The sequence below is a fragment of the Cupriavidus sp. D384 genome (genome assembly GCF_001652915.1).
In the GTDB taxonomy this organism is placed as follows: domain Bacteria; phylum Pseudomonadota; class Gammaproteobacteria; order Burkholderiales; family Burkholderiaceae; genus Cupriavidus.
The window spans coordinates 156750-180978 of the sequence record NZ_BBQI01000024.1; the positions used below are offsets into that span (position 1 = coordinate 156750).

The window sequence follows — 24229 nt, forward strand, 5'->3', positions numbered from 1 at the left end:
CGCACTATAGGCGCTTCGGGCCTCATTGGCGCGGTGGGGTGGGCTTGGGTGTCTCTTCGGGCGGCAGCGGCACCGCGTTGCGCCCCGGCGGGTTCACGCGCGGCAACTGCGCTGGGCCGGCAGCGGCGGCGGCCTCCAGCGGCAGCGTGGCGGTCCAGTCGAGGATCGCGGCGATGACCGCGTCGCTGCTGGCCGACAGCGCCTTCACGCCGCCCGCACCGTCGGCGCTGGGCGCCGGCAGCTCGGCCACAAAGGTCTTTTGTCCGATCAGTCCCTTGTGGAAGACCGTGGCCCGCGCGCGCACCACGCCGCGGCTGCTGGTGGCCGAGTCGAAGACCTGCTCGAAACCGAGCAGGTCCACCTTGATCGCCGGTACGGTGGTATCGCCGTACCAGGTCAGTTCGCCGCGCGTGGACACGGCGTCGCGCAGTCGGTCGTCGAAGAGCCGCGTCGGGGCGTCTACCCAGCGCTGCGTGGCGTATGCCTGCAGCCGTTGGGCCTGGGTGTACTGCAGCCGGTAGTAGATGCCCCGGCCGTCCATCCATGTCGGGCCATCGGTCTCGGCCACGCGCAGCTTGGGCAGGCGGGCGGGCGGCTGCGACGGCGCGGCGGCCAGGGGACCCAGGTCGTAGGTGGTGCTGGGCTTGGCGGGCGACAGCACGCTGCAGCCGGACAGGGCCGTCAGCGCCGTCAGCATGACCAGCGAGGCAAGGGCGGAAGCGGTTCTCATGGTGGATTCCCGACGGTGGATCTGACGCATGGCGCGGCGATGGTTCAGGGCGCGTGGAAGCCCGGCTCGCCGGGTCCGGGCGCCGCGGACGAGCCGCCGAACAGCACGCTGCTGGGCTGGTCGTTGAACTGGCCGGCTGCGCGGTCGATGCTGCGCGTGGCCTGGCGGGCATCGCGCGCCAGCCCGTTGATCTGCGGCAGCGTTTCCTGCGTGAAGATGCCGGCCGCCTGCTGCACCGAATCGGCGGCGCCCTGCATGTTCTCGCCCACGCGGTTCACGGTGCTCATCACCGTGCCGTGCGGGTTGGCCAGGTCATCGGCCAGCCGGCGCGTGGAGGCCAGCGTGGCGTTCAGGTTGTCCACGGCCTGCGGCAGGCGGGCGGCTGCAGGCTGCAGCGACGCGGCCAGCTTCGAATAGTCGTCGGCGGTCTTGTGTACCGATTTGATGGCGGCCATCAGCTCATCCCGATTGGTGGTCTGGAACATCTCGTTGAGCGATGACATCAGCGTCTCGGTCTGGGTCAGCAGCGAGTCGCCGCGCTTTTCCAGTTCCTCGAAGAAGCCGGGACGCATCACGATGCGCGCGGGCTCGCGTGCCGACGTGTGCAGCGGCGGCGAGCTGGTGCTGGCGCCGTCCTCGCGCGCGGTGTCGTCCAGCTGCACATAGGCGATGCCGGTCACGCCCTGGAAGCCCAGCGTGGCATAGGTGGTGCGCGTGATCGGCGTGTCCTGGTTGACGCTGATGCGCACGATGATCTGGCCCGGCACCTGCGGATCGAACTTGATCGACAACACCTTGCCGACATCGAGGCCGCGATACTTCACGTCGGCCTGGGGACCCAGCCCGTTGACCGTCGACCGGGTGATCAGGTCGTACGGTACGCGCACGGCGTGGTCGCTGCTGAACCAGAACAGCGAGAACAGCACCAGGATCGCCAGTCCGATGGTGAACACGCCTGCCAGGAAGGCGTTTGACTTGTTTTCCATCAGGTGTCTCCAGTATTTCCAGTTGGCGCGGCCGCGCTGCCCGGGCCCTTGAGGGCGGGCAGCGCCTGCAGCGCGCGCTGGGCGCGGTCGCCCAGAAAGTATTCGCGAATGAACGGATGATCGACCTTGATCACCTCGGCAATGGGCGCGGCGGCCAGCACCCTGCGGTCGGCCAGCACGGCCACGCGGTCGGACAGCGCCACGAGCGTGTCCAGGTCGTGCGTGATCATGACCACCGTCAGGCCCAGCTCGCGGCGCAGTTCGCGGATCAGGGCCACGTAGTCGTCGGACGCCATCGGATCCAGGCCGGCAGTAGGTTCGTCCAGAAAAACCAGCTCGGGTTCCAGCGCCAGTGCGCGCGCCAGCGCCACACGCTTGATCATGCCGCCCGACAGGTCCGATGGCATCTTGTCGGCGTCCTTGGCCGACAGGCCCACCAGCTGCAGCTTCAGCAGCGACGCCTGGCAGATCAGGTTGTCGGGCAGCGCGCGCATTTCGCGCAGCGGCAGCGCGATATTGTCGATGACCGACAGCGCCGAAAACAGCGCGCCGCGCTGGAATTGCAGGCCCCAGCGGTTGCGCAGCGTCTGCAGCTGCGCGGCGTTCAGGCCGGCGGGGTTCTCGCCGAAGACCTTGATCGTGCCCGAGGTCGGCCGCTCCAGGCCCACGATCTGGCGCAGCAGCACGGTCTTGCCCGTGCCCGAGCCGCCCACGATCGACAGCACCTCGCCGCGATAGACGTCGAGGTTCAGGTTGTCGTGCACGACATTGTCGCCATAGCGCTTGACGAGGTTGTGCACCTCGATGATTTTCTCGCGCGGGGTGTCGGGGCCGACTTCCGGCGTGGCGATGGTATTCATAGGCCCACGTTCTTGAACAGGATGGCGAAGACCGCGTCGGCCAGGATGACCACGGTGATCGACGTCACCACCGATGCCGTGGTGCCCTGGCCCAGGCTCTGCGTGTTGGGCTTGATGCGCAGCCCGAAGTGGCAGGCGGTCAGCGCGATCAGCATGCCGAACGCCACGCCCTTGCCCAGGCCCAGCCACAGGTTGGCCACCGGCACCGCGTCGGGCAACTGGCGCAGGAAGAACGCGTAGCTGATGTCGAGCTGGTAGCGCGCGGCCACCATGCCGCCGGCCAGCGCCATCACGTCGGTCCACGCCACCAGCAGCGGCATCGAGATGGCCAGCGCGATCACGCGCGGCATGATCAGCCGGAAGCCGTGCGAGATGCCCATCACGCTCATCGCGTCGAGTTCCTCGGTCACGCGCATCACGCCGATCTGGGCGGTGATGGCCGAACCGGAGCGGCCGGCAATCAGGATGGCGGCCAGCACGGGCCCCAGCTCGCGGATCACGGCCATGCCCAGGATGTTGACGATAAAGGTGCTGGCGCCGAATGTGCGCAGCTGGTTGGCCGACAGGTAGGACAGCACGATGCCGATCAGGAATCCGACCAGCGCCGTGATCCCCAGTGCCTTGTAGCCCACGTTGTAGACGTTGGCGGAGATCTCGCGCCACGGGCCGCGATGCGGCGCGCGCGCAAAACGCAGCAGGTCGAACGCAAGCTGGCCCAGCATGGTGATGCCGACGCCCAGCTGGGCGAAGAACGACAGCAGCCTGGCGCCCAGCAGGGTCACCGGATTGAAACGGTCGACCATGGTCTTGCGCCAGCCGTCGGTGCGCAGGTTCTGGATACGCTCGAACACCCGGCGCTGGCCGTCGTTCAGGTCCACGCGCTCGGGCATGCGGCCGTTCCAGGCCTGCCAGATCAGCTGCGCGCCGATGTGGTCGAGCCGGGTCACGCCGGCCAGCGACCATTCGGCGTGCTGGGGCGCCTCGGTCAGTTCGTGCAGCTGGGCGCGCAGGCCGCGTGCCTCGTGGCAGCCGGCAAGCGCAAGAGCAGTCCAGTCCCCTTGCAGTTGTATGCTGCAGGCTCCGTCCTGGCGAGAGATATCAATGGCGGGCGTCGGCTGGCGATCCAAAAGCGATGATCATGTGATGGCTGAGTCTCGATTCTATGCTACCAACCGGGGTCACGCGACCGGACATCCGCTGACACGGCCACGGCTACAATCTCGCCAGACTCCGCGCCATATGCCGCCCCGCCGGATTGATTCCTGATTCTTGCCGTCCCCATGCCAGACATTTCCGATTCCTCTGCCGCCCACCGTGCTGTCGATGCTGCCGCCCTGCCGGCATGGCGGATCGACACCGACACCCTGCGCCAGGCGCTCGACGGCGGCCCCGCGCGGTCCTGGCAGGTCGAGGTCGTGGAGGAAACCGGCTCGACCAATGCAGACCTGACGCAGGCCAGCCGCACGGCACCGTGGGCCGATGACGCTGCCCGCGTGCGCGTGGCCTACCGCCAGACTGCCGGGCGTGGCCGGCAGGGGCGCCCCTGGCAAGGAGCCGGGCTGATGTTCTCGGTGACGATGCCGCTGGCGCTGGCGCCGGCGCGCCTTAGCGGCCTGAGCCTGGCAGTCGGGCTGGCCGTGGCCCAGGCGCTGGAAGACTGCGATGCCGCCTGCGGGACGCGCGTGGGCCTGAAGTGGCCCAATGACCTGCAGATCGACGGCCGCAAGCTGGCCGGCATCCTGATCGAATCGGTACCGGCCGGGCCGCAGCGGCTGTGGGCGGTGATCGGCATCGGGCTGAACCTGATGCGCGATCCGGACATGGAAGCGGCGCTGGGCCGTGAACTGGCGGGCGTGGCCGAGGCCATGGCGTCGTTCGACGCGCAGCGCGACCCTACGCGCATCCTGGCGGCGGTGCTGAACCGGCTGGCGGCCATGCGGGCGACGTTCCTGGCGCAGGGCTTTGCGCCGCTGGCCCCGGCATGGTCGGCCCGCGATGCCTTCCGCAACGAACCGGTGCGGCTGCTGCATGACGGCCAGGTGCTGGCCGAAGGGCTGGCGCGGGGCGTGGATAGCGACGGCCACCTGCTGCTGGAAACGGCCGAAGGCCTGCAACGGATTGCCAGCGGCGAGGTGTCGCTGCGCGGAGCCAGCACATGAGCACGCTGCTGATCGATATCGGCAATACGCGGCTCAAATGGGCCTGGTGCGACGATGACGCGCCCGCGCAGGCACCCGTGGCCGGTGCGCTGCCCACGCCCTGGCAGCACGCCGGCGCAGCCACGCACACCGCACCCGCCGAGCGGGCTGCGCTGCTGGGCACGTGGCAGCGGCTGGCCGGCGGCCGCGCACCGGCGGTGTGGATCGCCAACGTGGCCGGGCCAACGCTGGCGGGCAAGGTCGATGCGTTACTGGTGGACGCCTTCGGCAGCAACGCCCCGCTGACATGGGTACGCACCACGGCGGCTTGTGGCGGGCTGGTCAACGGCTATCGCGAGCCGACGCAGCTGGGGGTGGATCGCTGGGTCGGCAGTATCGGCGCGCATCGCTGGCTGCCGGACCAGACGTTGCTGATTGTCACGGCAGGCACGGCCACGACGCTGGACATCGTCACCCCTACGCCCGGCGGCGCGCGATTCGACGGCGGCCTGATCCTTCCCGGCCTGCAGCTGATGCTGGGCACGCTGGCGCGCAACACCGCGCAGTTGCCCGAACTGGACGTGCTCGATACCGGCGCCGGTGCCATGCGCGCGGTGCGGGCGTTGGGCGCAGACAACACTCACGATGCCATTGCGGCGGGCTGCCTGGCCGCGCAGGCCGGTGCCATCGAGCGCACATGGCGTGCACTGGCCGAACGCGGCGCGGTGCGCTGCCTGCTGTCGGGCGGCGCGCGTCACGCGGTGGCCGGGGCGCTCGCGATGCCGTTCGAGATGCACGATAATCTTGTGCTGCTTGGGTTGCATGCGATGGCGCTGCCCGCCTGAGCCGTTGCCATCATCGTTGGCTATCTTTTGCTGTTCACACTCATTCGATCGACTCGCGCCAAATGTCCCGGAGAGGCCTGACCGTCCTGCTGCTGATCCTGCTGATCGCCAATCTGCTGATGCTGGCCGCCGTGCTGGGCGTGTTTGGGCCGCATCCGCTTGGCGGCACGCTGGAGAGCCCGCGCGAGCCGCAACGCGTGGATCAGCAGGTGCGCCGCGAACGGATGGAAGTGCTGCCCCAGCCAGCCGAAGCATCGGCGCCCGTGCCGCGCAGCGAGATTCCGGACGGCGCCGCACCGGCTGGCAAGATGGCGCCCGGCAGCGTGACGCTGGCCGCTGCCGCACCGGCCGATGCCTGCCTGGAAATGGGCGGCTTCACGACGCAGACCGTGCAACGCGCCCGGGAAGACCTGGCCGCCATCGCAGCTGGCTCGCCGCTGGTCGTGGACCAGTTCGAACGCAGCGAACAGGTGCGGTGGTGGGTGCACCTGCCGGCCCAGCCCACGCGCGAGAATGCCGACCGCAAGCTGGCCGAACTGCGTCGTCGCAAGGTGACCGATGTGTCGGTGGTGAGTGCCGATGACCCCGAGTCGTACACGGTGTCGCTGGGCCTGTTCCGCGAGCGCGAACGGGCCGACAAATTCCTGGAAACGCTGCGGGCAATGGGAGTGCGCACCGCGCTGGTCAGCGACGCGCCGCGTGCCCTCTCGCGCCAGTGGCTGCGCGTGGCGCACGCCGACGAGGCAGTGCGGACCCGCATGGATGAAGTGCGCCTGCGGTATGGCGCGGAGCTGCTGCAATCCTGCAAGGGGATGACGCAGGCGCGCGGCGAGGGCAGTGCCGCGCGGGCCGGGTAGGGGAAGGTTTTTTCCTCTCTCGCACCAGCGGGAGAGGGGGCCGTATGTCAGCCGTGCTGGCGCACCTTCGTCAGCAGCTTGGTGGTGGAGCGGTCGTGCAGGAACGGGATGGCGTAGGCCTGGCCGCCCCAGCTGCGCACCAGGCGGGTTTCCTCCAGCGTGTCGATATCGTAGTCGCCGCCCTTCACGTAGATGTCCGGACGCACCAGGCGGATCAGTTCCACCGGCGTCTGCTCGCGGAACATCGCCACCAGGTCCACCGATCCCAGCGCGGCCAGCAGGGCCATGCGGTCGGCTTCATGATTGAGCGGGCGGTCGTCGCCCTTGCCCAGCATCTTCACCGACGCATCGCTGTTCACGCCCACCACCATGCTGGCGCCCAGTTCGCGCGCCTGCGCCAGGTAGGTGGCGTGACCGCGATGGAGGATGTCGAACACGCCATTGGTAAAGACCAGCGGGCGCGGCAGCGCGGCCACGGCGGCGTGCAGCGCGGCGATGTCGTCGGCGGGTACCAGCTTGGATTCAAAGGCGGGTGCGGTCATGAGTCGGGTCTGGAAAGGGCGGCGGCGCCCCAAATGAAAAACCCCATCGTAGCCGATGGGGTCTTGTCGCAACGGCTGGAACCGGAAATCCTCAGGCCTGGGCGGCCTGCAGGTTCGCGTTCAGTTCCTTGCGGTAGCGGTTCAGGTCCTGCACCGATTCGAACGTGCGCTCGAACAGCAGCGACATGTTGTGCAGGATCCGCTCGATCACCTTCTTTTCCCAGACCTCGTCGAAACGGATCTGCTCGTCGAGCCAGTGCTCGAGCCAGTCAGGGTCTGGCAGGCGCGACTGCACGGTGTCGTTCGGGAACAGTGCCTTGTTCACGTGCAGGTTGGTCGGGTGCAGCGGCTTTTCCGTGCGACGGGCCGATGCCATCAGCACGCCGATCTTGGCGAACGCGGCGCGCGCCGAATCGCCAAACTGGGCCAGGTACTTCTTCATGTAGCGCAGGTAGGCGCCGCCGTGGCGGGCTTCGTCCTGCGAAAGCGTGCGGTAGATGTGCTTGATGACCGGTTCCGAGTGCCATTCGGCGGCACGGCGGTACCAGTGGTTCAGGCGGATCTCGCCGCAGAAGTGCAGCATCAGCGTTTCCAGCGGCGGGGCCGGGTCGAACTCGAAGCGCACGGCGTGCAGTTCTTCCTCGGTCGGCACCAGGTCCGGACGGAAGCGGCGCAGGTACTCCATCAGCACCAGCGAATGCTTCTGCTCTTCGAAGAACCAGATGCTCATGAAGGCCGAAAAGTCGGAATCGTGGCGGTTGTCGCGCAGGAACATCTCCGTGGCGGGCAGGGCCGACCACTCGGTGATCGCATTCATGCGGATGGTCTTCGCCTGGTCGTCGGTGAGCAGGCTCGGGTCGAAGGTATCCCAGGGGATGTCCTTGTCCATGTGCCAGCGGACCGCTTCCAACGATTTGAACAGTTCGGGGTAGAGCATGCTAAGCCTTTGAAATTACGGGCGGATTCTACCAGACAAGAATCATTCTCGAATGTTTTCTCTACTCCGTTTTAGCCCTGATGCGATGGATTGCAACAAGTGGAGTGCCTGGCAGGCATCGAAAGTGGCGCTACTACGACACTTCTGACATTTCTTGTGCCGTGGGCTTGGTTTCCGGTACGACACCGTACAGGAAGGCGGCGATCTCGTCGGCCTGGGCGGCCGCATCCCGTTCGCCCAGCGCCAGCAGCGCCTGCGTGAACTCGGGTTCGAACAGCAGGTAGCTGGCAAATGCGGCCCCGCGCGCCTCGGTGCCCCCAAGCGGCGACAGCAGCGCGCGCACGGTGCGCGGCAGCCGGTGCAGGTGCTCGGCGGCAACGGCCTCGATGGGCTCGCTGGGCGAGATTGTCATCACCTGCACGGGGCGCCAGCCTTCGGCATCGTTGGCCATCTCGGGCATGCGCGACAGCAGCCGGTTGATATGCATGAGCCGTTCGATGTCGGCCTGCAGGCCGTCCAGGAAGATGCTTGCCAGGGCCTGGCCGCCCACCTGCGCCAGCGACGGATAGCCGCCCGAAGGCACCGTGTCGAACCAGCCCGCGCGCTGGCGCGAGGCCGCGCCGATCGCCAGGATGCGCGAGGCGCCCAGGTGGATGGCTGGCGACAGCGGCGACATCTGGCGCATCGTGCCGTCGCCGAACCACTCGTGATGGCCCTCGATCTCAAGCGGCATGGCCGGGAACAGGAACGGGATCGACGACGATGCCAGCAGGTGGTCCACGCCGATGGCGGCCTCCACGGCCAGGCGCTGGCTGCGCTGCCACGGGTGGATGCGCCGGTGCGACTGGTAGAACGTGATGTGGCGTCCGGTGCTGTACGACAGCGCCGTCACGGCGAACGCATGCAGCGCGCCGCTGTCCAGGCTGGCCTGCACGCGTCCGGGCTCGAACAGTTCGGTCAGGAAGCTGCCCAGCGGCGCGTTGTCGAACAGCGCGCGCGGCGCACGGCGCGTGATCCAGCCCAAGGCCAGCGACGACAGCCAGCGCGCGCCCGACACGCCCATCTGGACCACGTCGGTCCGGTAGACATCGTCGGCATGCAGGCTGTGCCAGAGCGCCGCCAGCGTATCGGCAGCGGTGCGGAAATCGGCAGCGCCGGTGGCGAGGCCGGCGCCATTGATGGCCCCTGCCGAAGTGCCGGCGATGATGCCGAACGGCAAGGGGCAATGATCCAGCCCGTGGCGCGCGGCGATCCTGGCAATGCCGGACAGCACGCCGGCCTGGTACGCGGCGCGGGCGCCGCCACCCATCATCACCAGCGCCGTGCTCTGGCGCTGGTTGGCACGGGCAAAGGCGGTGGCGGGCGTGGCCGTGGTCACTCGAAGCTGTCCTCGGCCGTGCCCGGTGCGGGCGGCCTGCCGGGCTCGGGCCTGGCGGCAGCCTTGGCCGGGGACTTTCCGGCGGCGCCCTTCGCCGTACCCGTTGCAGCGGTTTTCTTTGCGGTGGCTTTGGTTGCAGGCTTCTTGGCGGCCGGTTTCTTCGCGGCGGCCTTGCGTGCTGCAGGCCTGGCGTTGCCATTGGGGGCCGGCTTGCGCTGCGCCGGCGGATCACCCTTCACGCCCGGCTCCACGCCTTCGGCACCGGGAGCTGCCGCCGGGCCGAAGCCCGCCATGCCGCCGAACGGCGAGGCTCCGGCTGCCGCCGCACTGGCCGCCGCGGCGCTGCTGGCGATCTGCGAGAACTGCTGTTGCAGCAGGTTCCACCACAGGGATGCGTTGGGCGGCAGCGGCGCTGCGCCGGGCTGGGCCGCTGCGGCATCGGCGCCGCCGTCGGCCTGGGCTGCGGCCTCGGTGCCGTCGGGAGGCGCGTCATCGTCGTCGGGTTCGTCGTTCTCGGCGTCGGCCTGGGCTTCGGAAACGGTCTGGCTGGCGCCGAACGGCTGGTGATGCTGGGGCGGATGGGCGCTGGGTGCGTTGGCCGCGCGCGCGACGTTTTCCATCGCGTTCTGCATGGCCTCCGGAGACAGCGCGTTGCCGAACGTCTGCAGCGCCACCAGCGTGGCGCGCTGCACCTCGAGGCCCTGGATCGTGGTGCGCAGCAGATTGGTGTTCAGCTGCAGCCAGCTTTCCACGGCCTTGAGGTCGTGGATGCGCTTGTCCACCTCATCGAGATCCATGGGTGGCGTCATCGCGCCCAGGCCCGGCATCAGGCCACTGGGCATGCCGCTGCCGGTGGCCCAGAGTTTGCGCAGGAATTCGAAGCTGTTGGAGAAATCGGGGATCTGTCCGAACATGGTCGCGGCACTCCATCTGTCGGGGCCGCCCGATGCCAGGCGTGGCGGCCGGTTACTGGAATTCGGGCGGCCGCTTCTGACGCAGGCTCGCCATGCCTTCGTGCACGTCGGGGCCGGCAAAGCCCATGAATTCGAGCGCCAGCGAGGTATCGAACGCGGGACCGGCCATGCGCAGCCAGTTGTTCAGCGCGTACTTGGTCCAGCGGATGGCGGTCTGCGATCCCGCGGCGAGCCGGTTGGCCACCTCGAACGCCTTGGCCACCAGTTCGTCTTCCTCCACCGCCAGCGATACCAGGCCGATCCGCTCGGCTTCCTCGCCGCTGACCGACTCGCACAGCATCAGATAGTACTTGGCCTTTGCCATTCCGCACAGCAGGGGCCACACGATGGCGGCATGATCGCCCGCCGCCACGCCCAGCCGGGTATGGCCGTCGACGATGCGCGCGGTCTTCGACGCGATCGAGATATCGGCCAGCAGCCCGGCCACCAGCCCCGCGCCCACGGCCGGGCCGTGCATGGCCGAGACGATCGGCTTGTCGCAGTTGATGACGTTGTAGACCAGGTCGCGCGCCTCGTGCCAGACACGCGTGCGGGTTTCGAAGTCGTTGGCCATGTCCTCGACCAGCGCCAGGTCGCCGCCGGCCGAAAAGCCCTTGCCTTCGCCCCGGATCAGGGCCACCCGGATGTCCGGGTCGGCCGAGATGTCGCGCCAGATCTCGGCCAGCTCGCGGTGCATGCTGGCGTCGGCCGTGGCCAGCTTCTGGTTGGCCGACTGCGCGGCGCCCATGATGACTTCGAGCACCGGGCCATGGCGGCGCAGCGTCAGGGCCTGGTAGCGGGCCAGGCGGGGGGAAAGCGTGTTGGCGTCGGCGGTCATGGGGGCGGATTCCGGCAGTTGGCGCGCGGGGGCGCCAGGCAAGGCAATGGTCCGGCCGATTTCCCGACCGGGTGGTCGGGAAATTATAGGCGCAACCGCCCAGTGGGCCGCAAGCCGGGGTTTGGCCCGATGCGGCCGCCTGGCGTACCGGATCGCCGCACCGGTCAGCGGGCGGCCACCACCTGGTCGATGGCGCCGAAGATCGACTTGCCGTCGGCATCGAACATCTCGATGCGCACGGCGTCGCCGAACTTCATGAACCCGGTCTCGGGCTTGCCCTTTTCGATGGTCTCGATCATGCGCTTTTCGGCGATGCAGGCGTACCCCTTGCTGCGGTCGACGTTCGAGATGGTGCCCGAGCCCACGATGCTGCCGGCGCGCACGTTGCGGGTCTTGCAGATGTGGGCGATCAGCTGGCCGAAGTCGAACACCATGTCGGTGCCGCAGTCGGGCGCGCCCACCTTGCGGCTGTTCCAGTGGACCACCATGGGCCGATGCACCTTGCGGTCCTGCCAGGCGTCGCCCAGTTCGTCGGGCGTGACCGCCACGGGCGAGAACGCGGTGGCCGGCTTGCTCTGGAAGAAGCCGAAGCCCTTGCCCAGTTCGGCCGGAATCAGGTTGCGCAGCGACACGTCATTGGCCAGCACCACCAGGCGGATGGCGTCGGCGGCCTGCTCGGGCGTGGCGCCCATGCGCACGTCGCCGGTAATCACGGCCACCTCGGCCTCGAAGTCGATGCCGAATGCCTCGTTCGGGCAGACGATGTCGTCCTGCGGGCCGATGAAGTCATCGGACCCGCCCTGGTACATCAGCGGATCGGTCCAGAACTCGGGCGGCATCTCGGCGCCGCGCGCCTTGCGTACCAGCTCCACGTGATTCACATAGGCGGAGCCGTCGGCCCACTGGTAGGCGCGCGGCAGCGGGGCCATGCAGTCCTGCGGCTGGAACGGGAACGGGTGGCGCGCGCGCCCGGCGTTCAGTGCGTCGTACAGGTCCTGCAACTGGGGCGCGTAGAAATGCCAGTCGTCCAGCGCGGTCTGCAGCTTGCCTGCAATATCGGTGGCAAAGTGCGCGGTCTTCAGATCACGCGAGACAACGACGAGCTGGCCGTCACGCGAACCGTCCTTCAGGGTGGCGAGTTTCATGCGAAATCGAACATTGGCAGGAATGAATGGCCGGTAGTCTACCGGAGCGGCCCGGGGCGCCCGCCGGCCGCGTATAGAATGGCCGGCATCACATTCCTGTTTCCCGACTCACGCATGACTGCTGTGGACGACGACGATTCCCGCGAAGACCAGGCACACGACGACGCCCGTGACGACGCCCGCGAGGACGCCAAACGCGCCGGCATCCAGTCCATCGAGGTGGGATTCCGGCTGCTGCAGGCGCTGGCCGCGTCGCCCCGCGCGATGATGCTGCGCGACCTGGCCGCCGCCGCCGACATGAGCCCGGCCAAGGCCCACCGCTACCTGGTCAGTTTCCAGCGCCTGGGCGCGGTGACGCAGGACGCCGTGAGCCAGCGCTATGACCTGGGCCCGTTCGCGCTGCAGCTTGGCCTGGCGGGCCTGAACCGGCTGGACCCGGTGCGCAAGGCCCGGCCGATCCTGTCGCAACTGCGCGACGAGATCGACCAGACCGCCGGCATCGCCGTGTGGGGCAACCACGGGCCCACCATCGTCCACTGGGAAGAGTCCAGCCATCCGGTCAGCGTAAGCCTGCGGCTGGGCGATGTGATGCCGCTGCTCAACTCCGCCACCGGCCGGCTCTACGGCGCGTACCTGTCGCGGCGCCAGACGCTGCCGCTGATCGAGCGTGAACTGTCCACCCGCGGCGATGTCGCACTGCCTGACATGCCCGCATCGCTGGCTGAATACGATGCGATCTGCGCCGACGTGCGCAAGCGCGGCGCGGCGCGCACGCGCGGCGGCGTGCTGCCGGGCATCAACGCGATCTCGACGCCGGTATTCGATGCCAACGGGCATTTGTCGATGGCGCTGATCGTGCTGGGCGCCCAGAGCGTATTCGATGCAGAATGGGGCGGAGCAGTAGACCGCCGTGTGCGCGATATCGCGCGACAGATTTCGTCGGAACTTGGTTATCTTGGCGACAGCCAGCCGTCCGGAAGGGACGGACACCCCTCGTAAGCGTCCCCGGCGTCTGCGCCGGTGGATGGTGGTGATCGCACTGGTGGCGGTCGCGCACGCGCTGTTGCTGTTTGGCCTGGTGCGCGTGCCGATCCCGTCATTGCCCGACGCGGGCGAGACGCCGCCCATCGAGGCGGTGCTGCTGCCCCCGCCCGCGCCACCCGCGCCGCCAGCACGGCCCCACCCCGCGCCCAGGCAGGCGCCGCAGGCTCAAACACCCGTTCCAGCCCCGGAGCCCGCTGAAGCGCCATCCGCACCCGCGCTGGCAACGGCCGAGAGCGGCGACACGACCGCCACCACCGGCGCCGGCGGCACGGGCACCGCCAGCGCGCCATCGCCGCCGGCCGAGACAGCCGCGCCACCCACGCCACCCGGGCCGCGTTATGCGGCCCCCCCTTCGGTCACGCTGCGCTACGCGAGCTTCGTCAACGGCGTGCAGAACCCCGACGGCATCATCCGATGGGAACAGGACGGCAAACACTACCGGCTTGCCGTTGAAACACGCGTGCTGTGGTTCCGCTTTGCGTTCCAGAGCGCCGGCGACATGACCGATCGCGGGCTGTCCCCCACGCGCTACGAGGAGGCCCGGCGCAGCAAGGTGGAGGTGGCACGCTTCGACCGCGCAGCCAATACCGTCGTGTTTGAAACGCGTGGCGGCCAGGTGCCAATGCCTACCGCCTTCCAGGACCGCTTCAGCATCTTCCTGCAACTGGTGGGCTGGGTGCGCGGCGACCCGCAGCGCTATGCCACGCCCGGCGTGGTCGAGTCGTTCAACGTGGCCGACACCCGCGAGGTAGAGCCGATGCAGATCCAGTACGTGGGCGACGAGGATATCGACATCGGCACCGACGTGGTACGGGCGCGACACTTCATGCGGCTTCCGCGTCACCCCAACGACAAGCGGCGCGTGGAAATCTGGCTGGCGCCCTCGCTGAACTGGATGCCCGCGCGCCTTCGTCAGACGGAGCCCGATGGCACTCAGATCGATCTGGTCTATCGTAGTAGTGAAGGGCGGTGATGCCGATGCCGCGGTGACACGTGTTGACCACGCGGGAGACTGAAACATGCCTGACACATTGGCGCAGCGAATACGGGCTGGCGACGTCCAGCTGCAGGCTCGCATCGATGGCCGCGAAGGGCCATGGGTGGTCCTGATCCATGCGCTCGGTGCGAATCTGACGCTGTGGGACGACACCGCGCGTCATCTGTCCGGTCGATATCGGGTCTTGCGTTTCGACTTGCGCGGGCATGGCGGCAGCGATGCCCCGGTGGGCGCCTATACGATGGCCCGGCTGGCCGACGACGCCGTGGCGCTGATGGACGCCTTCGACATTGGGCAGGCCCACGTGTGCGGCGTCTCGGTGGGTGGCATGGTGGCCCAGACCCTGGGCGTGCGGCACGCCGACCGGCTGCTGTCGCTGACCCTGGTGGACACCATCGACCACACCCCGATGGAAGCCCATCCGATGTGGGCCAACCGGATCGGCCAGGCCGAGGCGCACGGCATGGCGGGCATGGTGCCGACGACGATGGAACGCTGGCTGACGGCGTCTTTCCGCGCGCAGCATCCCGACGAGGTCGAACGCATCAGCCGCATGCTGCTGGCCACGCCGGTGCAGGGGTACGTGGGGGTGGCGCAGGCCATCGTGGCCTTCGACCTGGCAGACGCGATCGGCCGTATCCATTGTCCTGCCCTGGTTGTGACGGGCGACAAGGACGAAGGCGCGCCGGTATCGATGGCCCAATCCATTGCGCAAAAAATCCACGGTGCGAAGCTGGAGGTGCTGCCCGATGCAGCGCACCTGTCGTTTATCGAACAACCGGAACGCTTCCATGCGATCTTCGACGCGTTCCTGGGGCATGCGGCATGTGGCGGGCAGTGTGATATTCCGTAACGCCATTGGGAAGATCGCAACACAGTAGTGCTCGGCGCTCAAGAAACTTGTAGCAGGCGCCGATGCCCAAAGGTAAGAGGGCAGAAGTGGCACGCAAAGGCTCGTCCGGGTAGTACAACTTGAATTCCGGACGACTACCCTCAGCTTGGAGAGGAAATCGCGTCATCCCGGCAGGCTTGGGACCGGCGCCAACCATACGCCAGGAGGTAGTGCGATGCAAATGATCTACAACAGCGACAATTACTGCATTGTCGAGTTTGGAGCAGATGTCGAGCATGCGACCCTTGCCTCGGGCGGCTACGAAATCGTCGACAAGAACCTGAAACGCGAAATTTTCCTCGGCGGTCATATGGCCGAGACCTTCCGCGCCGACGTGACGCGTCTGATTGAAAGCGAGCCATCCGTGGAGGAAGTCGACGAGTTTCTAGGCAAGTTCGACACCGTCATGAACAACCCGCTGGTGATGCACTGAGCATTGCCGGCACGGCCCAGACGAAAACGCCCGCTTTCGAGCGGGCGTTTTTCATTGGCGCGGCCGGGGCGTCAGTACTGCTCCCAGGGCAGCCCTTCGTGCCGCCAGCCGTTGACGGTATTGCGATGGCGGTGGGCGTCAAGGTCGCCCTCGAAGCCATGCAGCACGTTGTAGACCGTGGTGAATCCGGCGCCCTCCAGCGCCCGCGCGGCGGCCGACGACCGGTTGCCGCTGCGGCAGATCAGCACCACGGGCCGGGCGGAGACCTGGCCGGCCAGCTTCTTCACTGCCTGGACGAAGTGCGGGTTGACTTCCCAGTCCGGGCCGTCGTTCCAGGGCACGTTGTGCGCGCCTTGCGGATGGCCGACGAACAGGTATTCCATCTCGCTGCGGCAGTCGATGAAGAGCGCGTCGGGCTCGGTGCCGAGCAGCGTCAGGGCGTCGTTGGGGCTCAAGTGTTGCATGGAAACTGACGAAAACTGGTCGAAAGCGAATGATGGCGCACGCAGGCGAACGAAGGCGAACGCCGTTCGTGGCGAATACGTCTCCCAGTGTAGGCGCGGCGTCTGCCGCTGACAACCGCGCGCAACGCCGCGGGCCGGAGCCAGGTGCCCGCCCGCAATCCCTTGATCTACCTGATAAAATCGTCCTCTTGCCCAAATTTGCGCATTCGGCCTGCCGGTCGGGCGCGCGCATCACATCCAGGCCCCACCATGAGCGCTGTCCAATCCGCCCCCCGCCCTTATACCCGGGCCGCCAGCCTGCCCCGGCTGCTGCGTGAACGTATCCTGATTCTCGACGGCGCGATGGGCACGATGATCCAGCGCTACAAGCTGGGCGAGGCCGAGTACCGCGGCACGCGTTTCGCCGACCATCCGATCGACGTGAAGGGCAACAACGAACTGCTGCTGCTGACGCGTCCGCAGGTCATCAGCGAGATCCACGAGCAGTACCTGGCCGCTGGCGCGGACCTGATCGAGACCAACACGTTCGGTGCCACGGGCGTGGCGCAGGAAGACTACAAGATGGCCAGCCTGGCCTACGAGATGAACGTCGAGGCCGCCCGCCTGGCGCGCGCCGCCTGCGACAAGTACAGCACGCCCGAGAAGCCGCGCTTCGTGGCCGGTGCCTTCGGCCCGACGCCGAAGACGGCCAGCATCAGCCCCGACGTCAACGACCCCGGCGCGCGCAATGTCACCTTCGAGGAACTGCGCGATTCGTACTACGAACAGGGCAAGGGCCTGCTCGAAGGCGGCGCCGACGTGTTCCTGGTCGAAACGATCTTCGACACGCTGAACGCCAAGGCCGCGCTGTTCGCCATCGACCAGCTGTTCGAGGACACCGGCGAGCGCGTGCCCGTGATGATCTCGGGCACCGTGACCGATGCATCGGGCCGCATTCTGTCGGGCCAGACCGTGGAAGCGTTCTGGAACAGCCTGCGCCACGCCAAGCCGGTCACGTTCGGCCTGAACTGCGCGCTGGGCGCCACGCTGATGCGCCCGTATATCGCCGAACTGGCAAAGGTGTGCGACGCCGCGGTGTCGTGCTATCCCAACGCCGGCCTGCCGAATCCGATGAGCGACACGGGCTTCGACGAAACGCCCGAGGTCACGTCGGCGCTGGTGGAGGAATTCGCCGCGTCGGGCCTGGTGAACCTGGTGGGCGGCTGCTGCGGCACCACGCCCGACCACATTGCCGCCATCGCCAAGCGCGTGGCCGACAAGACGCCGCGTGCCTGGCCGGGCCAGTACCGTGAAGACGCCGAACAGGCCGCCTGAAACATCGCACGCACCGAGCATTAGAGAAGAGACATCATGAGCCAGAGTAAGCTGCCCCCGCGTCCGATGCGCCTGTCCGGCCTGGAGCCGTTCCTGATCGACGACGACACGCTGTTCGTCAACGTCGGCGAACGCACCAACGTCACCGGTTCCAAGGCCTTTGCCCGCATGATCCTGAACGGCCAGTTCGACGAGGCGCTGGCCGTGGCCCGCCAGCAGGTGGAGAACGGCGCGCAGATCATCGACATCAACATGGACGAGGCGATGCTCGATTCGAAGGCGGCGATGGTGCGCTTCCTGAATCTGATTGCATCGGAGCCGGACATCGCCCGCGTGCCGATCATGATCGACTCGTCGAAGTGGGACGTCATCGAGGCCGGCCTGCAGTGCGTGCAGGGCAAGGCCGTGGTGAACTCGATCTCGCTCAAGGAAGGCGAGGAGCAGTTCCGCCACCATGCCGCGCTGATCCGCCGCTATGGCGCCGCCAGCGTGGTGATGGCCTTCGACGAGAAGGGCCAGGCCGACACGTTCGAGCGCAAGACCGAGATTTGCAAGCGCAGCTACGATGTGCTGGTCAACGAGGTGGGATTCGCGCCCGAAGACATCATCTTCGACCCGAACATCTTCGCGGTTGCCACGGGTATCGAGGAGCACAACAACTACGCGGTGGACTTCATCGAGGCCACGCGCTGGATCAAGCAGAACCTGCCGTACGCGAAGGTGAGCGGCGGGGTGTCGAACGTGTCGTTCTCGTTCCGTGGCAACGACACGGTGCGCGAGGCCATCCACACCGTGTTCCTGTACCACGCCATCGAGGCGGGCATGGACATGGGCATCGTCAACGCCGGCCAGCTCGGCGTGTATGACCAGCTCGACGCCGAACTGCGCGAGCGCGTGGAAGACGTGGTGCTGAACCGCCGCGACGACGCCACCGACCGTCTGCTGGAGATTGCCGACCGTTTCAAGGGCGGCGGCCAGAAGAAGGAAGAAAACCTGGCCTGGCGTGGCACGCCCGAGGCACCGGTTCCGGTGGGCGACCGGCTGGCCCACGCGCTGGTGCATGGCATCACCACGTTCATCGTCGAGGACACCGAGGAAGTGCGCCAGCAGGTGGAAGCGCGCGGCGGCCGTCCGATCGAGGTGATCGAGGGCCCGCTGATGGACGGCATGAACATCGTCGGCGACCTGTTCGGCGCGGGCAAGATGTTCCTGCCGCAGGTGGTCAAGAGCGCCCGCGTGATGAAGCAGGCCGTGGCGCATCTGCTGCCGTACATCGAGGAAGAGAAGCGCCTGCTGGCCGAAGCGGGCGGCGACGTGCGCGCACGCGGCAAGATCGTGATCGCCACCGTGAAGGGCGATGTGCACGACATCGGCAAGAACATCGTGTCGGTGGTGCTCCAGTGCAACAACTTCGAAGTCGTGAACATGGGCGTGATGGTGCCGTGCAACGAGATCCTGGCGCGCGCCAAGGTCGAGGGCGCCGACATCGTGGGCCTGTCGGGCCTGATCACGCCGTCGCTCGAGGAAATGGCCTACGTGGCATCGGAGATGCAGCGCGACGACTACTTCCGGGTGAAGAAGATCCCGCTGCTGATCGGCGGCGCCACCACGTCGCGCGTGCACACGGCGGTCAAGATCGCGCCGAACTACGAAGGCCCGGTGGTCTACGTGCCCGATGCCTCGCGCTCGGTCAGCGTGGCTTCGAGCCTGCTGTCCGACGAGGGCGCCGCAAAGTACCTGGACGACCTGAAGACCGACTACGATCGCATCCGCGCCCAGCACGCCAACAAGAAGGCCACGCCGATGGTGTCGCTGGCCGAGGCGCGCGCCAACAAGACGCCGCTGGACTGGAGCCAGTACGTGCCGCCGAAGCCGAAATTCATCGGCCGGCGCGTGTTCCGCAACTACGACCTGTCGGAGCTGGCGAATTTCATCGACTGGGGCCCGTTCTTCCAGACCTGGGACCTGGCAGGCAAATTCCCGGACATCCTCAACGACGAGATCGTCGGGGAGTCGGCGCGCCGCGTGTATTCCGACGGCAAGAGCATGCTGGCCCGCCTGATCCAGGGCCGCTGGCTGACCGCCAACGGCGTGATGGCGCTGCTGCCGGCCAACACGGTCAACGACGACGATATCGAGATCTACACCGACGAGTCGCGCAGCAAGGTGGCGCTGACCTGGCACAACCTGCGCCAGCAGAGCGAGCGTCCGGTGGTTGATGGCGTGAAGCGTCCGAACCGCTGCCTGGCCGACTTCGTTGCCCCGAAGGCAAGCGGCGTGGCCGACTATATCGGCGTGTTCGCGGTCACGGCCGGCATCGGCGTGGACAAGAAGGAAGCGCAGTTCGAAGCCGACCACGACGACTACAGCGCGATCATGCTCAAGGCGCTGGCCGACCGCCTGGCCGAGGCGTTTGCCGAATGCCTGCACCAGCGCGTGCGGACCGACCTGTGGGGCTATGACGCCGCCGAGACGCTGGACAACGACCAGCTGATCGCCGAGGCGTACCGTGGCATCCGTCCGGCGCCGGGCTATCCGGCCTGCCCGGAGCACACGGTCAAGGGCCCGATGTTCGAATTCCTGGACGCCGCCGAGATCGGCATGGGCATTACCGAGGCGCTGGCGATGACGCCTGCCGCGTCGGTGAGCGGCTTCTACCTGTCGCATCCGCACTCCACGTACTTCAGCGTGGGCAAGATCGGCCAGGACCAGCTTGACGATATGGTGGCGCGTCGCGGTGAAGACCGCACGGCGCTGGAGCGCGCACTGGCGCCTAACCTGTAAGCGGCTTCGCTGCAGCTGTAAGCAGTTGCAATGACCGGGGCGCCGCGCGACAGCGGCGCCCCGGTTTTTTTATGGCCCGCCCGCTGCCGGGACCGTTGCCACCGCCGTTGAAACGTAAGGGAAATACGACGAATCCGTTATCCGGCGCGGCCTGTGGGACGCCGGCCGACAATGTTCGCAATGTCTTCACGACTGCTTACAGAACCTGACAAGTGCTCACAGACCGGCATGGATCGGCTCCATAGACTGGAACCCAGTTCACGTGACACCGCGTGAATGCCGCAGCGAATGTTTCGCTGCGGAGCATTCAGTAAAGGAGTCTCTCCCATGAAGAAGCTGCTGATCTCCCTGTCCGCCCTGTCGATTGCCGCCGCCTCGTCCTTCGCGATGGCCCAAGGCACCGGTGCCACGGTTGGCACCCAAGCGGGCGTCGGCGCCTCCGTGAACGCACCCTCGCAGAATGCCAGCCCGAATGCCGGTGTGAACGCCGGCGGCGCGGCCGGTGGCGCGGTGACCCCGGCCAGCCCGAGTTCGGCGGATCCGGGCAGCAAGGCCAGCCTGGGCGGAAAGGCGGGCGCCGACACCTCGATGTCGTCGACGCCCACCGAGAAGGAAAACAAGGGCAAGCACACCGGCCATGCCAAGGCCAAGTCGAAGAAGGGTGACCTGGGCGCCAACGCCGGGGCCGGCGCCGATGCCGGTACCAAGATCCAGTAGCCGCAGGACGGGATGACGGGGCGGGCCCTCCAGACCGCCCCCATCCCGGCAGCAGGCAAATGGACTGACGGACGCCTTCGGGCGTCCGTCTTGCGTTTGGGCGCGCCGCTCCCGGGGTGCGCCGCACTGCAGCATTTTCCATTCCCCTGCGCCCGCGCGCGGCGCTTGTCGGCCCGCCCTGCGGGTGTCGCCGTGGCGCGTCATGTCAGCCTGACACCGACATATTCGGCGTCGCGTCGGCACTACAATGCAGGAAACCGGCCCGGGCCGTGCTTCGGCAGGCGGGCCACCCCCTCACCGTGGAGACACCGATGATCCGCGTCTTGATCGCCGACGATCATGAGATCGTGCGCGCTGGTCTGCGCCAGTTCATTTCAGAGGAACCCGACATCAAGGTGACGGGCGAAGCCGCCAGCGGCGACGAAGTGATGGCGCAGTTGCGCGACAGCGAGTTCGACGTACTCGTACTCGATATTTCCATGCCGGATCGCAACGGCATCGATGTGCTGAAGCTGATCCGGCAGCGTTTGCCCAACCTGCCGGTGCTGATCCTGTCCACCTATCCCGAAGACCAGTACGCGATCAATCTGATCCGTGCCGGCGCCTCGGGCTACCTGACCAAGGAATCCGCGCCGGACGACCTGGTCAAGGCCATCCGCACGGTGGCCCAGGGCCGCCGCTACGTGAGCCCCACCGTGGCAGACCTGCTGATCGGCGGGCTCGACAAGCCGACCGAACAGCCGGTGCACCAGACCCTTTCCGAGCGCGAGTTCCAGATCTTCTGCAAGCTCTCGCGCGGACAGTCGGTGTCGGTGATTGCCGACGAACTATTCCTGAGCGTGAAGACCGTGAGCACCTACCGCTCCCGCATCCTGGAGAAGATGGGCATGAAGACCAATGCCGACCTGACCTACTACGCCATCAAGAATGGGCTCGTGGAATAGGCCGGACTTTGGAAGCCTCGTGCCAGAACCGTTAATCGTTCATCTCTTCGCCTGACAGTTGCCAAGCGCCATGCCGGAGCAAGCCACGGCCTCCTCGAACCGTTCGCTGCGGGTCCTCCTGATCGAGGACTCCGAAGTATTGCGAGGCATGCTGCTGGAATACCTGACGGCCTTCCCGTTCGTCGAGTCGGTGGACTGGGCCGACACCGAAAGCGGCGCGGTGAAGCTGGCCACCCACGGCCAGTACGATGTGTCGATCGTCGACCTGCAGCTGCGCCAGGGCAACGGCATCAACGTGCTGCGTGAAATGCAGAAGGCCGGGCTGTCGGGCATCCGCATCGTCTACACCAACCATGCGCAGGTATCGATGTACCGGCGCCAGTGCGCCGAGGCCGGCGCCGACTATTTCTTCGACAAGTCGCTCGAACTGGAACAGGTGTTCCGCGTGATCGAGGACTACGCGACCTCCGCCTCCTGATACCCGTCTGAAGAAGCTCGGGCGTGGCCTGGCCGTCGCCATCGGCCCCGGATGGGTCCCGCCGCGTGCGGGCTCAGACTTCGGTGGTTTCCTCGGGCGGCGCCAGCACAGATGTGGTCAGTGGCACCTCGACGCGGATCGAAACGCCTTGGCCCGGCACCGAATCCACGTGCATCGTCCCGCCCAGTGCCAGCACCCGCTGCTCCATGCCCAGCAGGCCATGATGGCCGCCGGTGCTGCCGGCGTCGAAATCGGGCGGCAGGCCGCGGCCGTCGTCCCGGATTGCCAGCGTGAGCTGTTGCGCGGTGCAGGCCAGCGATACGGAAATGTGCTGCGCCTCGGCGTACTTGCTGGCGTTGTTCAGCGATTCCTGCACGATCCGGTACAGCGCGATGGCCGCGTTGTCGCGCAGCGGCGGCAGCGATTCGGGCAGGTCGACCTGGGTTTCCCACTGGTTGCGGGCGCCCACGTCTTCCACCTGCTGCACGATGGCCTCGCGCAGCCCCAGGTTCAGCAGCACCGTGGGGCGCAGGTCCTCGATCAGCCGGCGCTTGATCTGGATGGCCTGGTCGGCATGCTGCATCACGCGCGTGATCTTGTCGCGCGCCTCGGGGTGCGTCTGTTGCACCCGCATCTTTACCCAGTGCAGGTCGAGCTTGATGGCGGTCAGGATGGCGCCCAGTTCGTCGTGCAGTTCGCGCGACAGGCGCGTCTTTTCGTCCTCGGTCACGCGCTGCAGGTGGGCCGCCAGTGCCGACAACTGCCGCGTGCGCGCGCGGACCTTGCGATCCAGCCGGGCGCTTTCCTCTTCGAGCTGTTCGCGCGCCGCCTCGGCCATCGTCATGCGTCGCTGATGGCCCATGCCCACGGCCACGAGCAGCAGGATGTTGATCGCGGTCAGCAGCCCGATGCCGTAGCGGGACAGCTGCAGGTCGTGCTCGGCTGCCTCCAGGTTGTGGGTGACCGTGCCCGATTCGCGCACCTGCAGGTGTTCCAGTCCGCGCCGGGCGCTTTCCATGGTCTGCTTGCCGAAGTCGGTGCGGATCATGTCCAGCGCCACGTCGACGTCGCGCTTGCCGTAGACCAGCGTCAGCGCCATCTCGTTGAGCTTGCGCGTGACGAACTGCGAGGCCTCGCCGAACTGGCGCAGCCCTTCGGGATCATTGGCGTAGTGCTGGCGGATGCGCGACATCAGCTCGCTGATATGGGGCAGCGCCTTGTAGTACGGGTCCAGGTAGCTTTCCTTGCCGGTCAGCAGGAAACCGCGCTGGCCGGCTTCGGCGTTGACCAGCTCGGCGATCAGCTCGCCCAGGTCGCTTTGCAGCTGCTGCGAGCGGATGGCTTCGGTATAGCCCTCGCGCAGGCGCAGGTTTCCGGTCTCAGATGCGATCAGAACGGCCAGTGTCAGCACGATGCCGCCGGCAAGCAGCAGGGTGTTTCTCAGGAGTAGGGAATGCTTGGCCATCTGAAGTCACTGGTTGATGCGCTGCCGCGGCAGGGCGGAAGAGCGGCCATGGAATCACATCGTCATGTAGCGGTCAATCGTACCGGGCCGCCGCGCGTATCGCATCCGGCGCGAAGCGGCGCCCGCTGTAGGACTTGGCTGACATCTGAATCGGTCTGGTTTCGGTGTGCGGTCAAAGGGTGGAACCCTACGATGAGGCTATGAGCTTGCGCACCGTGGCGCAAGCCGAACGCACCACCAGCCGTCAGGCCGGTTGCGCTCGCTAACCTCGGGAGACTGGTCATGCTGTACTACGCACTCGTCTTTTTCATTGTCGCCCTGGTGGCGGCCATTTTCGGCTTCGGTGGTATTGCAGCCGGCGCGGTGGAAATCGCGAAGATCCTGTTCTTTATCTTCCTGGTCGTGGCGCTGGTGGCGGCCGTGATGGGGCTGGTGCGCCGACGGTAAGCGCAGCAGCACGCGTTGCCTGACCGGGGGACCGGCAGGCA

25 protein-coding genes are annotated in these 24229 nt (G+C 67.2%); 13 read left to right on the forward strand and 12 right to left on the reverse strand.

The annotated features are described in order from the left end of the window. Positions 1-22 precede the first annotated feature (22 nt). From A9J21_RS09980 to A9J21_RS09995, 4 genes are read right to left on the reverse strand one after another with little or no spacing between them, the layout of a single operon-like run. Positions 23-730 carry an ABC-type transport auxiliary lipoprotein family protein gene (locus A9J21_RS09980; RefSeq protein WP_082926328.1) on the reverse strand — a complete coding sequence of 236 codons (708 nt, stop codon included), beginning with the start codon at positions 728-730 and terminating at the stop codon, positions 23-25. A gap of 44 nt (positions 731-774) precedes the next feature. Further along, positions 775-1716 carry an MlaD family protein gene (locus A9J21_RS09985; protein WP_197497481.1) on the reverse strand — a complete coding sequence of 314 codons (942 nt, stop codon included), beginning with the start codon at positions 1714-1716 and terminating at the stop codon, positions 775-777. Further along, positions 1716-2576: an ABC transporter ATP-binding protein gene (locus A9J21_RS09990; protein ID WP_066734802.1), complete on the reverse strand. Its 861-nt coding sequence runs from the start codon at positions 2574-2576 to the stop codon at positions 1716-1718. Before A9J21_RS09990 ends, A9J21_RS09985 begins: the two co-directional genes overlap by 1 nt. Beyond that, positions 2573-3703, reverse strand: a complete 1131-nt coding sequence (locus tag A9J21_RS09995; protein ID WP_066734804.1) for an ABC transporter permease — start codon at positions 3701-3703, stop codon at positions 2573-2575. The genes A9J21_RS09990 and A9J21_RS09995 overlap by 4 nt, the downstream gene beginning before the upstream one ends. 153 nt (positions 3704-3856) lie before the next feature. Between A9J21_RS09995 and A9J21_RS10000 the strand changes: the two genes are divergently transcribed. From A9J21_RS10000 to A9J21_RS10010, 3 genes are all read left to right on the forward strand, one after another. Next, entirely contained in the window at positions 3857-4735 is an 879-nt protein-coding gene (locus A9J21_RS10000) for a biotin--[acetyl-CoA-carboxylase] ligase (protein ID WP_066734807.1), read from the forward strand. Then, positions 4732-5559 (forward strand): type III pantothenate kinase, encoded by an 828-nt coding sequence (locus tag A9J21_RS10005; RefSeq protein ID WP_066734817.1) that lies wholly within the window; start codon positions 4732-4734, stop codon positions 5557-5559. The genes A9J21_RS10000 and A9J21_RS10005 overlap by 4 nt, the downstream gene beginning before the upstream one ends. A 62-nt stretch (positions 5560-5621) precedes the next feature. Next, the gene (locus tag A9J21_RS10010; protein WP_066734819.1) at positions 5622-6416 is read left to right on the forward strand and encodes an SPOR domain-containing protein; all 795 of its coding nucleotides are present in this window, start codon (positions 5622-5624) and stop codon (positions 6414-6416) included. A gap of 47 nt (positions 6417-6463) precedes the next feature. On the opposite strand, the gene rfaE2 is transcribed toward A9J21_RS10010, so the two are convergent. From rfaE2 to A9J21_RS10040, 6 genes are all read right to left on the reverse strand, one after another. Beyond that, positions 6464-6958 carry a D-glycero-beta-D-manno-heptose 1-phosphate adenylyltransferase gene (gene rfaE2, locus A9J21_RS10015; protein ID WP_066734821.1) on the reverse strand — a complete coding sequence of 165 codons (495 nt, stop codon included), beginning with the start codon at positions 6956-6958 and terminating at the stop codon, positions 6464-6466. Positions 6959-7049: 91 nt separating this feature from the next. After that, positions 7050-7895: a ferritin gene (locus A9J21_RS10020; RefSeq protein ID WP_066734823.1), complete on the reverse strand. Its 846-nt coding sequence runs from the start codon at positions 7893-7895 to the stop codon at positions 7050-7052. Between the two features lie 133 nt (positions 7896-8028). Continuing rightward, positions 8029-9207 (reverse strand): patatin-like phospholipase family protein, encoded by a 1179-nt coding sequence (locus A9J21_RS10025; protein ID WP_082926332.1) that lies wholly within the window; start codon positions 9205-9207, stop codon positions 8029-8031. A gap of 62 nt (positions 9208-9269) precedes the next feature. Beyond that, positions 9270-10187: a PhaM family polyhydroxyalkanoate granule multifunctional regulatory protein gene (locus A9J21_RS10030; protein WP_066734828.1), complete on the reverse strand. Its 918-nt coding sequence runs from the start codon at positions 10185-10187 to the stop codon at positions 9270-9272. Between the two features lie 52 nt (positions 10188-10239). Beyond that, a complete protein-coding gene (locus A9J21_RS10035) occupies positions 10240-11064 on the reverse strand; it encodes an enoyl-CoA hydratase/isomerase family protein (RefSeq protein ID WP_066734830.1) in 825 nt (274 codons plus the stop codon). A 164-nt stretch (positions 11065-11228) separates the two neighbouring features. Beyond that, entirely contained in the window at positions 11229-12209 is a 981-nt protein-coding gene (locus tag A9J21_RS10040) for a fumarylacetoacetate hydrolase family protein (protein ID WP_066734832.1), read from the reverse strand. 114 nt (positions 12210-12323) lie between these two features. Here A9J21_RS10040 and A9J21_RS10045 point away from each other — a divergent pair, with 114 nt between their 5' ends. The 4 genes from A9J21_RS10045 (at position 12324) to A9J21_RS10060 (ending at position 15575) form a co-directional block, all read left to right on the forward strand. Further along, entirely contained in the window at positions 12324-13208 is an 885-nt protein-coding gene (locus A9J21_RS10045; protein ID WP_066734835.1) for an IclR family transcriptional regulator, read from the forward strand. A gap of 25 nt (positions 13209-13233) precedes the next feature. Continuing rightward, positions 13234-14226: a DUF3108 domain-containing protein gene (locus A9J21_RS10050; protein WP_066734837.1), complete on the forward strand. Its 993-nt coding sequence runs from the start codon at positions 13234-13236 to the stop codon at positions 14224-14226. A 46-nt stretch (positions 14227-14272) separates the two neighbouring features. Next, the gene (gene pcaD, locus A9J21_RS10055) at positions 14273-15103 is read left to right on the forward strand and encodes a 3-oxoadipate enol-lactonase (protein WP_066734849.1); all 831 of its coding nucleotides are present in this window, start codon (positions 14273-14275) and stop codon (positions 15101-15103) included. A gap of 214 nt (positions 15104-15317) precedes the next feature. Next, entirely contained in the window at positions 15318-15575 is a 258-nt protein-coding gene (locus tag A9J21_RS10060) for a DUF3567 domain-containing protein (RefSeq protein ID WP_061956410.1), read from the forward strand. 71 nt (positions 15576-15646) lie between these two features. On the opposite strand, the gene A9J21_RS10065 is transcribed toward A9J21_RS10060, so the two are convergent. Then, positions 15647-16039 (reverse strand): rhodanese-like domain-containing protein, encoded by a 393-nt coding sequence (locus A9J21_RS10065; protein WP_066734851.1) that lies wholly within the window; start codon positions 16037-16039, stop codon positions 15647-15649. A gap of 249 nt (positions 16040-16288) precedes the next feature. Here A9J21_RS10065 and A9J21_RS10070 point away from each other — a divergent pair, with 249 nt between their 5' ends. The 5 genes from A9J21_RS10070 (at position 16289) to A9J21_RS10090 (ending at position 22276) form a co-directional block, all read left to right on the forward strand. Then, the gene (locus A9J21_RS10070) at positions 16289-17353 is read left to right on the forward strand and encodes a homocysteine S-methyltransferase family protein (RefSeq protein WP_066734853.1); all 1065 of its coding nucleotides are present in this window, start codon (positions 16289-16291) and stop codon (positions 17351-17353) included. 36 nt (positions 17354-17389) lie between these two features. Next, positions 17390-20137: a methionine synthase gene (metH, locus tag A9J21_RS10075; RefSeq protein WP_082926329.1), complete on the forward strand. Its 2748-nt coding sequence runs from the start codon at positions 17390-17392 to the stop codon at positions 20135-20137. Positions 20138-20464: 327 nt separating this feature from the next. Then, entirely contained in the window at positions 20465-20854 is a 390-nt protein-coding gene (locus A9J21_RS10080; protein ID WP_066734855.1) for a hypothetical protein, read from the forward strand. A gap of 311 nt (positions 20855-21165) precedes the next feature. Beyond that, complete coding sequence (locus tag A9J21_RS10085) at positions 21166-21798, forward strand: response regulator transcription factor (protein WP_061956399.1); 633 nt, start codon at positions 21166-21168, stop codon at positions 21796-21798. 70 nt (positions 21799-21868) lie between these two features. Continuing rightward, the gene (locus tag A9J21_RS10090; protein ID WP_066734857.1) at positions 21869-22276 is read left to right on the forward strand and encodes a response regulator; all 408 of its coding nucleotides are present in this window, start codon (positions 21869-21871) and stop codon (positions 22274-22276) included. Between the two features lie 73 nt (positions 22277-22349). Here the strand turns inward: A9J21_RS10090 and A9J21_RS10095 are convergent, their stop codons facing one another. Beyond that, a complete protein-coding gene (locus A9J21_RS10095) occupies positions 22350-23741 on the reverse strand; it encodes a CHASE3 domain-containing protein (RefSeq protein ID WP_066734859.1) in 1392 nt (463 codons plus the stop codon). A gap of 282 nt (positions 23742-24023) precedes the next feature. Between A9J21_RS10095 and A9J21_RS10100 the strand changes: the two genes are divergently transcribed. Then, entirely contained in the window at positions 24024-24188 is a 165-nt protein-coding gene (locus tag A9J21_RS10100) for a DUF1328 domain-containing protein (protein WP_066734861.1), read from the forward strand. The last annotated feature ends 41 nt before the right edge of the window (positions 24189-24229 follow it).

Bases quoted from the DNA above. Each gene is read 5' to 3' on its own strand.
- A9J21_RS09980 (WP_082926328.1), bottom strand. From the start codon at position 730: ATGAGAACCGCTTCCGCCCTTGCCTCGCTGGTCATGCTGACGGCGCTG.
- A9J21_RS09985 (WP_197497481.1), bottom strand. From the start codon at position 1,716: ATGGAAAACAAGTCAAACGCCTTCCTGGCAGGCGTGTTCACCATCGGA.
- A9J21_RS09990 (WP_066734802.1), bottom strand. From the start codon at position 2,576: ATGAATACCATCGCCACGCCGGAAGTCGGCCCCGACACCCCGCGCGAG.
- A9J21_RS10000 (WP_066734807.1), top strand. From the start codon at position 3,857: ATGCCAGACATTTCCGATTCCTCTGCCGCCCACCGTGCTGTCGATGCT.
- A9J21_RS10005 (WP_066734817.1), top strand. From the start codon at position 4,732: ATGAGCACGCTGCTGATCGATATCGGCAATACGCGGCTCAAATGGGCC.
- A9J21_RS10010 (WP_066734819.1), top strand. From the start codon at position 5,622: ATGTCCCGGAGAGGCCTGACCGTCCTGCTGCTGATCCTGCTGATCGCC.
- rfaE2 (WP_066734821.1), bottom strand. From the start codon at position 6,958: ATGACCGCACCCGCCTTTGAATCCAAGCTGGTACCCGCCGACGACATC.
- A9J21_RS10020 (WP_066734823.1), bottom strand. From the start codon at position 7,895: ATGCTCTACCCCGAACTGTTCAAATCGTTGGAAGCGGTCCGCTGGCAC.
- A9J21_RS10025 (WP_082926332.1), bottom strand. From the start codon at position 9,207: ATGATGGGTGGCGGCGCCCGCGCCGCGTACCAGGCCGGCGTGCTGTCC.
- A9J21_RS10030 (WP_066734828.1), bottom strand. From the start codon at position 10,187: ATGTTCGGACAGATCCCCGATTTCTCCAACAGCTTCGAATTCCTGCGC.
- A9J21_RS10035 (WP_066734830.1), bottom strand. From the start codon at position 11,064: ATGACCGCCGACGCCAACACGCTTTCCCCCCGCCTGGCCCGCTACCAG.
- A9J21_RS10040 (WP_066734832.1), bottom strand. From the start codon at position 12,209: ATGAAACTCGCCACCCTGAAGGACGGTTCGCGTGACGGCCAGCTCGTC.
- A9J21_RS10045 (WP_066734835.1), top strand. From the start codon at position 12,324: ATGACTGCTGTGGACGACGACGATTCCCGCGAAGACCAGGCACACGAC.
- A9J21_RS10050 (WP_066734837.1), top strand. From the start codon at position 13,234: ATGGTGGTGATCGCACTGGTGGCGGTCGCGCACGCGCTGTTGCTGTTT.
- pcaD (WP_066734849.1), top strand. From the start codon at position 14,273: ATGCCTGACACATTGGCGCAGCGAATACGGGCTGGCGACGTCCAGCTG.
- A9J21_RS10060 (WP_061956410.1), top strand. From the start codon at position 15,318: ATGCAAATGATCTACAACAGCGACAATTACTGCATTGTCGAGTTTGGA.
- A9J21_RS10065 (WP_066734851.1), bottom strand. From the start codon at position 16,039: ATGCAACACTTGAGCCCCAACGACGCCCTGACGCTGCTCGGCACCGAG.
- A9J21_RS10070 (WP_066734853.1), top strand. From the start codon at position 16,289: ATGAGCGCTGTCCAATCCGCCCCCCGCCCTTATACCCGGGCCGCCAGC.
- metH (WP_082926329.1), top strand. From the start codon at position 17,390: ATGAGCCAGAGTAAGCTGCCCCCGCGTCCGATGCGCCTGTCCGGCCTG.
- A9J21_RS10080 (WP_066734855.1), top strand. From the start codon at position 20,465: ATGAAGAAGCTGCTGATCTCCCTGTCCGCCCTGTCGATTGCCGCCGCC.
- A9J21_RS10085 (WP_061956399.1), top strand. From the start codon at position 21,166: ATGATCCGCGTCTTGATCGCCGACGATCATGAGATCGTGCGCGCTGGT.
- A9J21_RS10090 (WP_066734857.1), top strand. From the start codon at position 21,869: ATGCCGGAGCAAGCCACGGCCTCCTCGAACCGTTCGCTGCGGGTCCTC.
- A9J21_RS10095 (WP_066734859.1), bottom strand. From the start codon at position 23,741: ATGGCCAAGCATTCCCTACTCCTGAGAAACACCCTGCTGCTTGCCGGC.
- A9J21_RS10100 (WP_066734861.1), top strand. From the start codon at position 24,024: ATGCTGTACTACGCACTCGTCTTTTTCATTGTCGCCCTGGTGGCGGCC.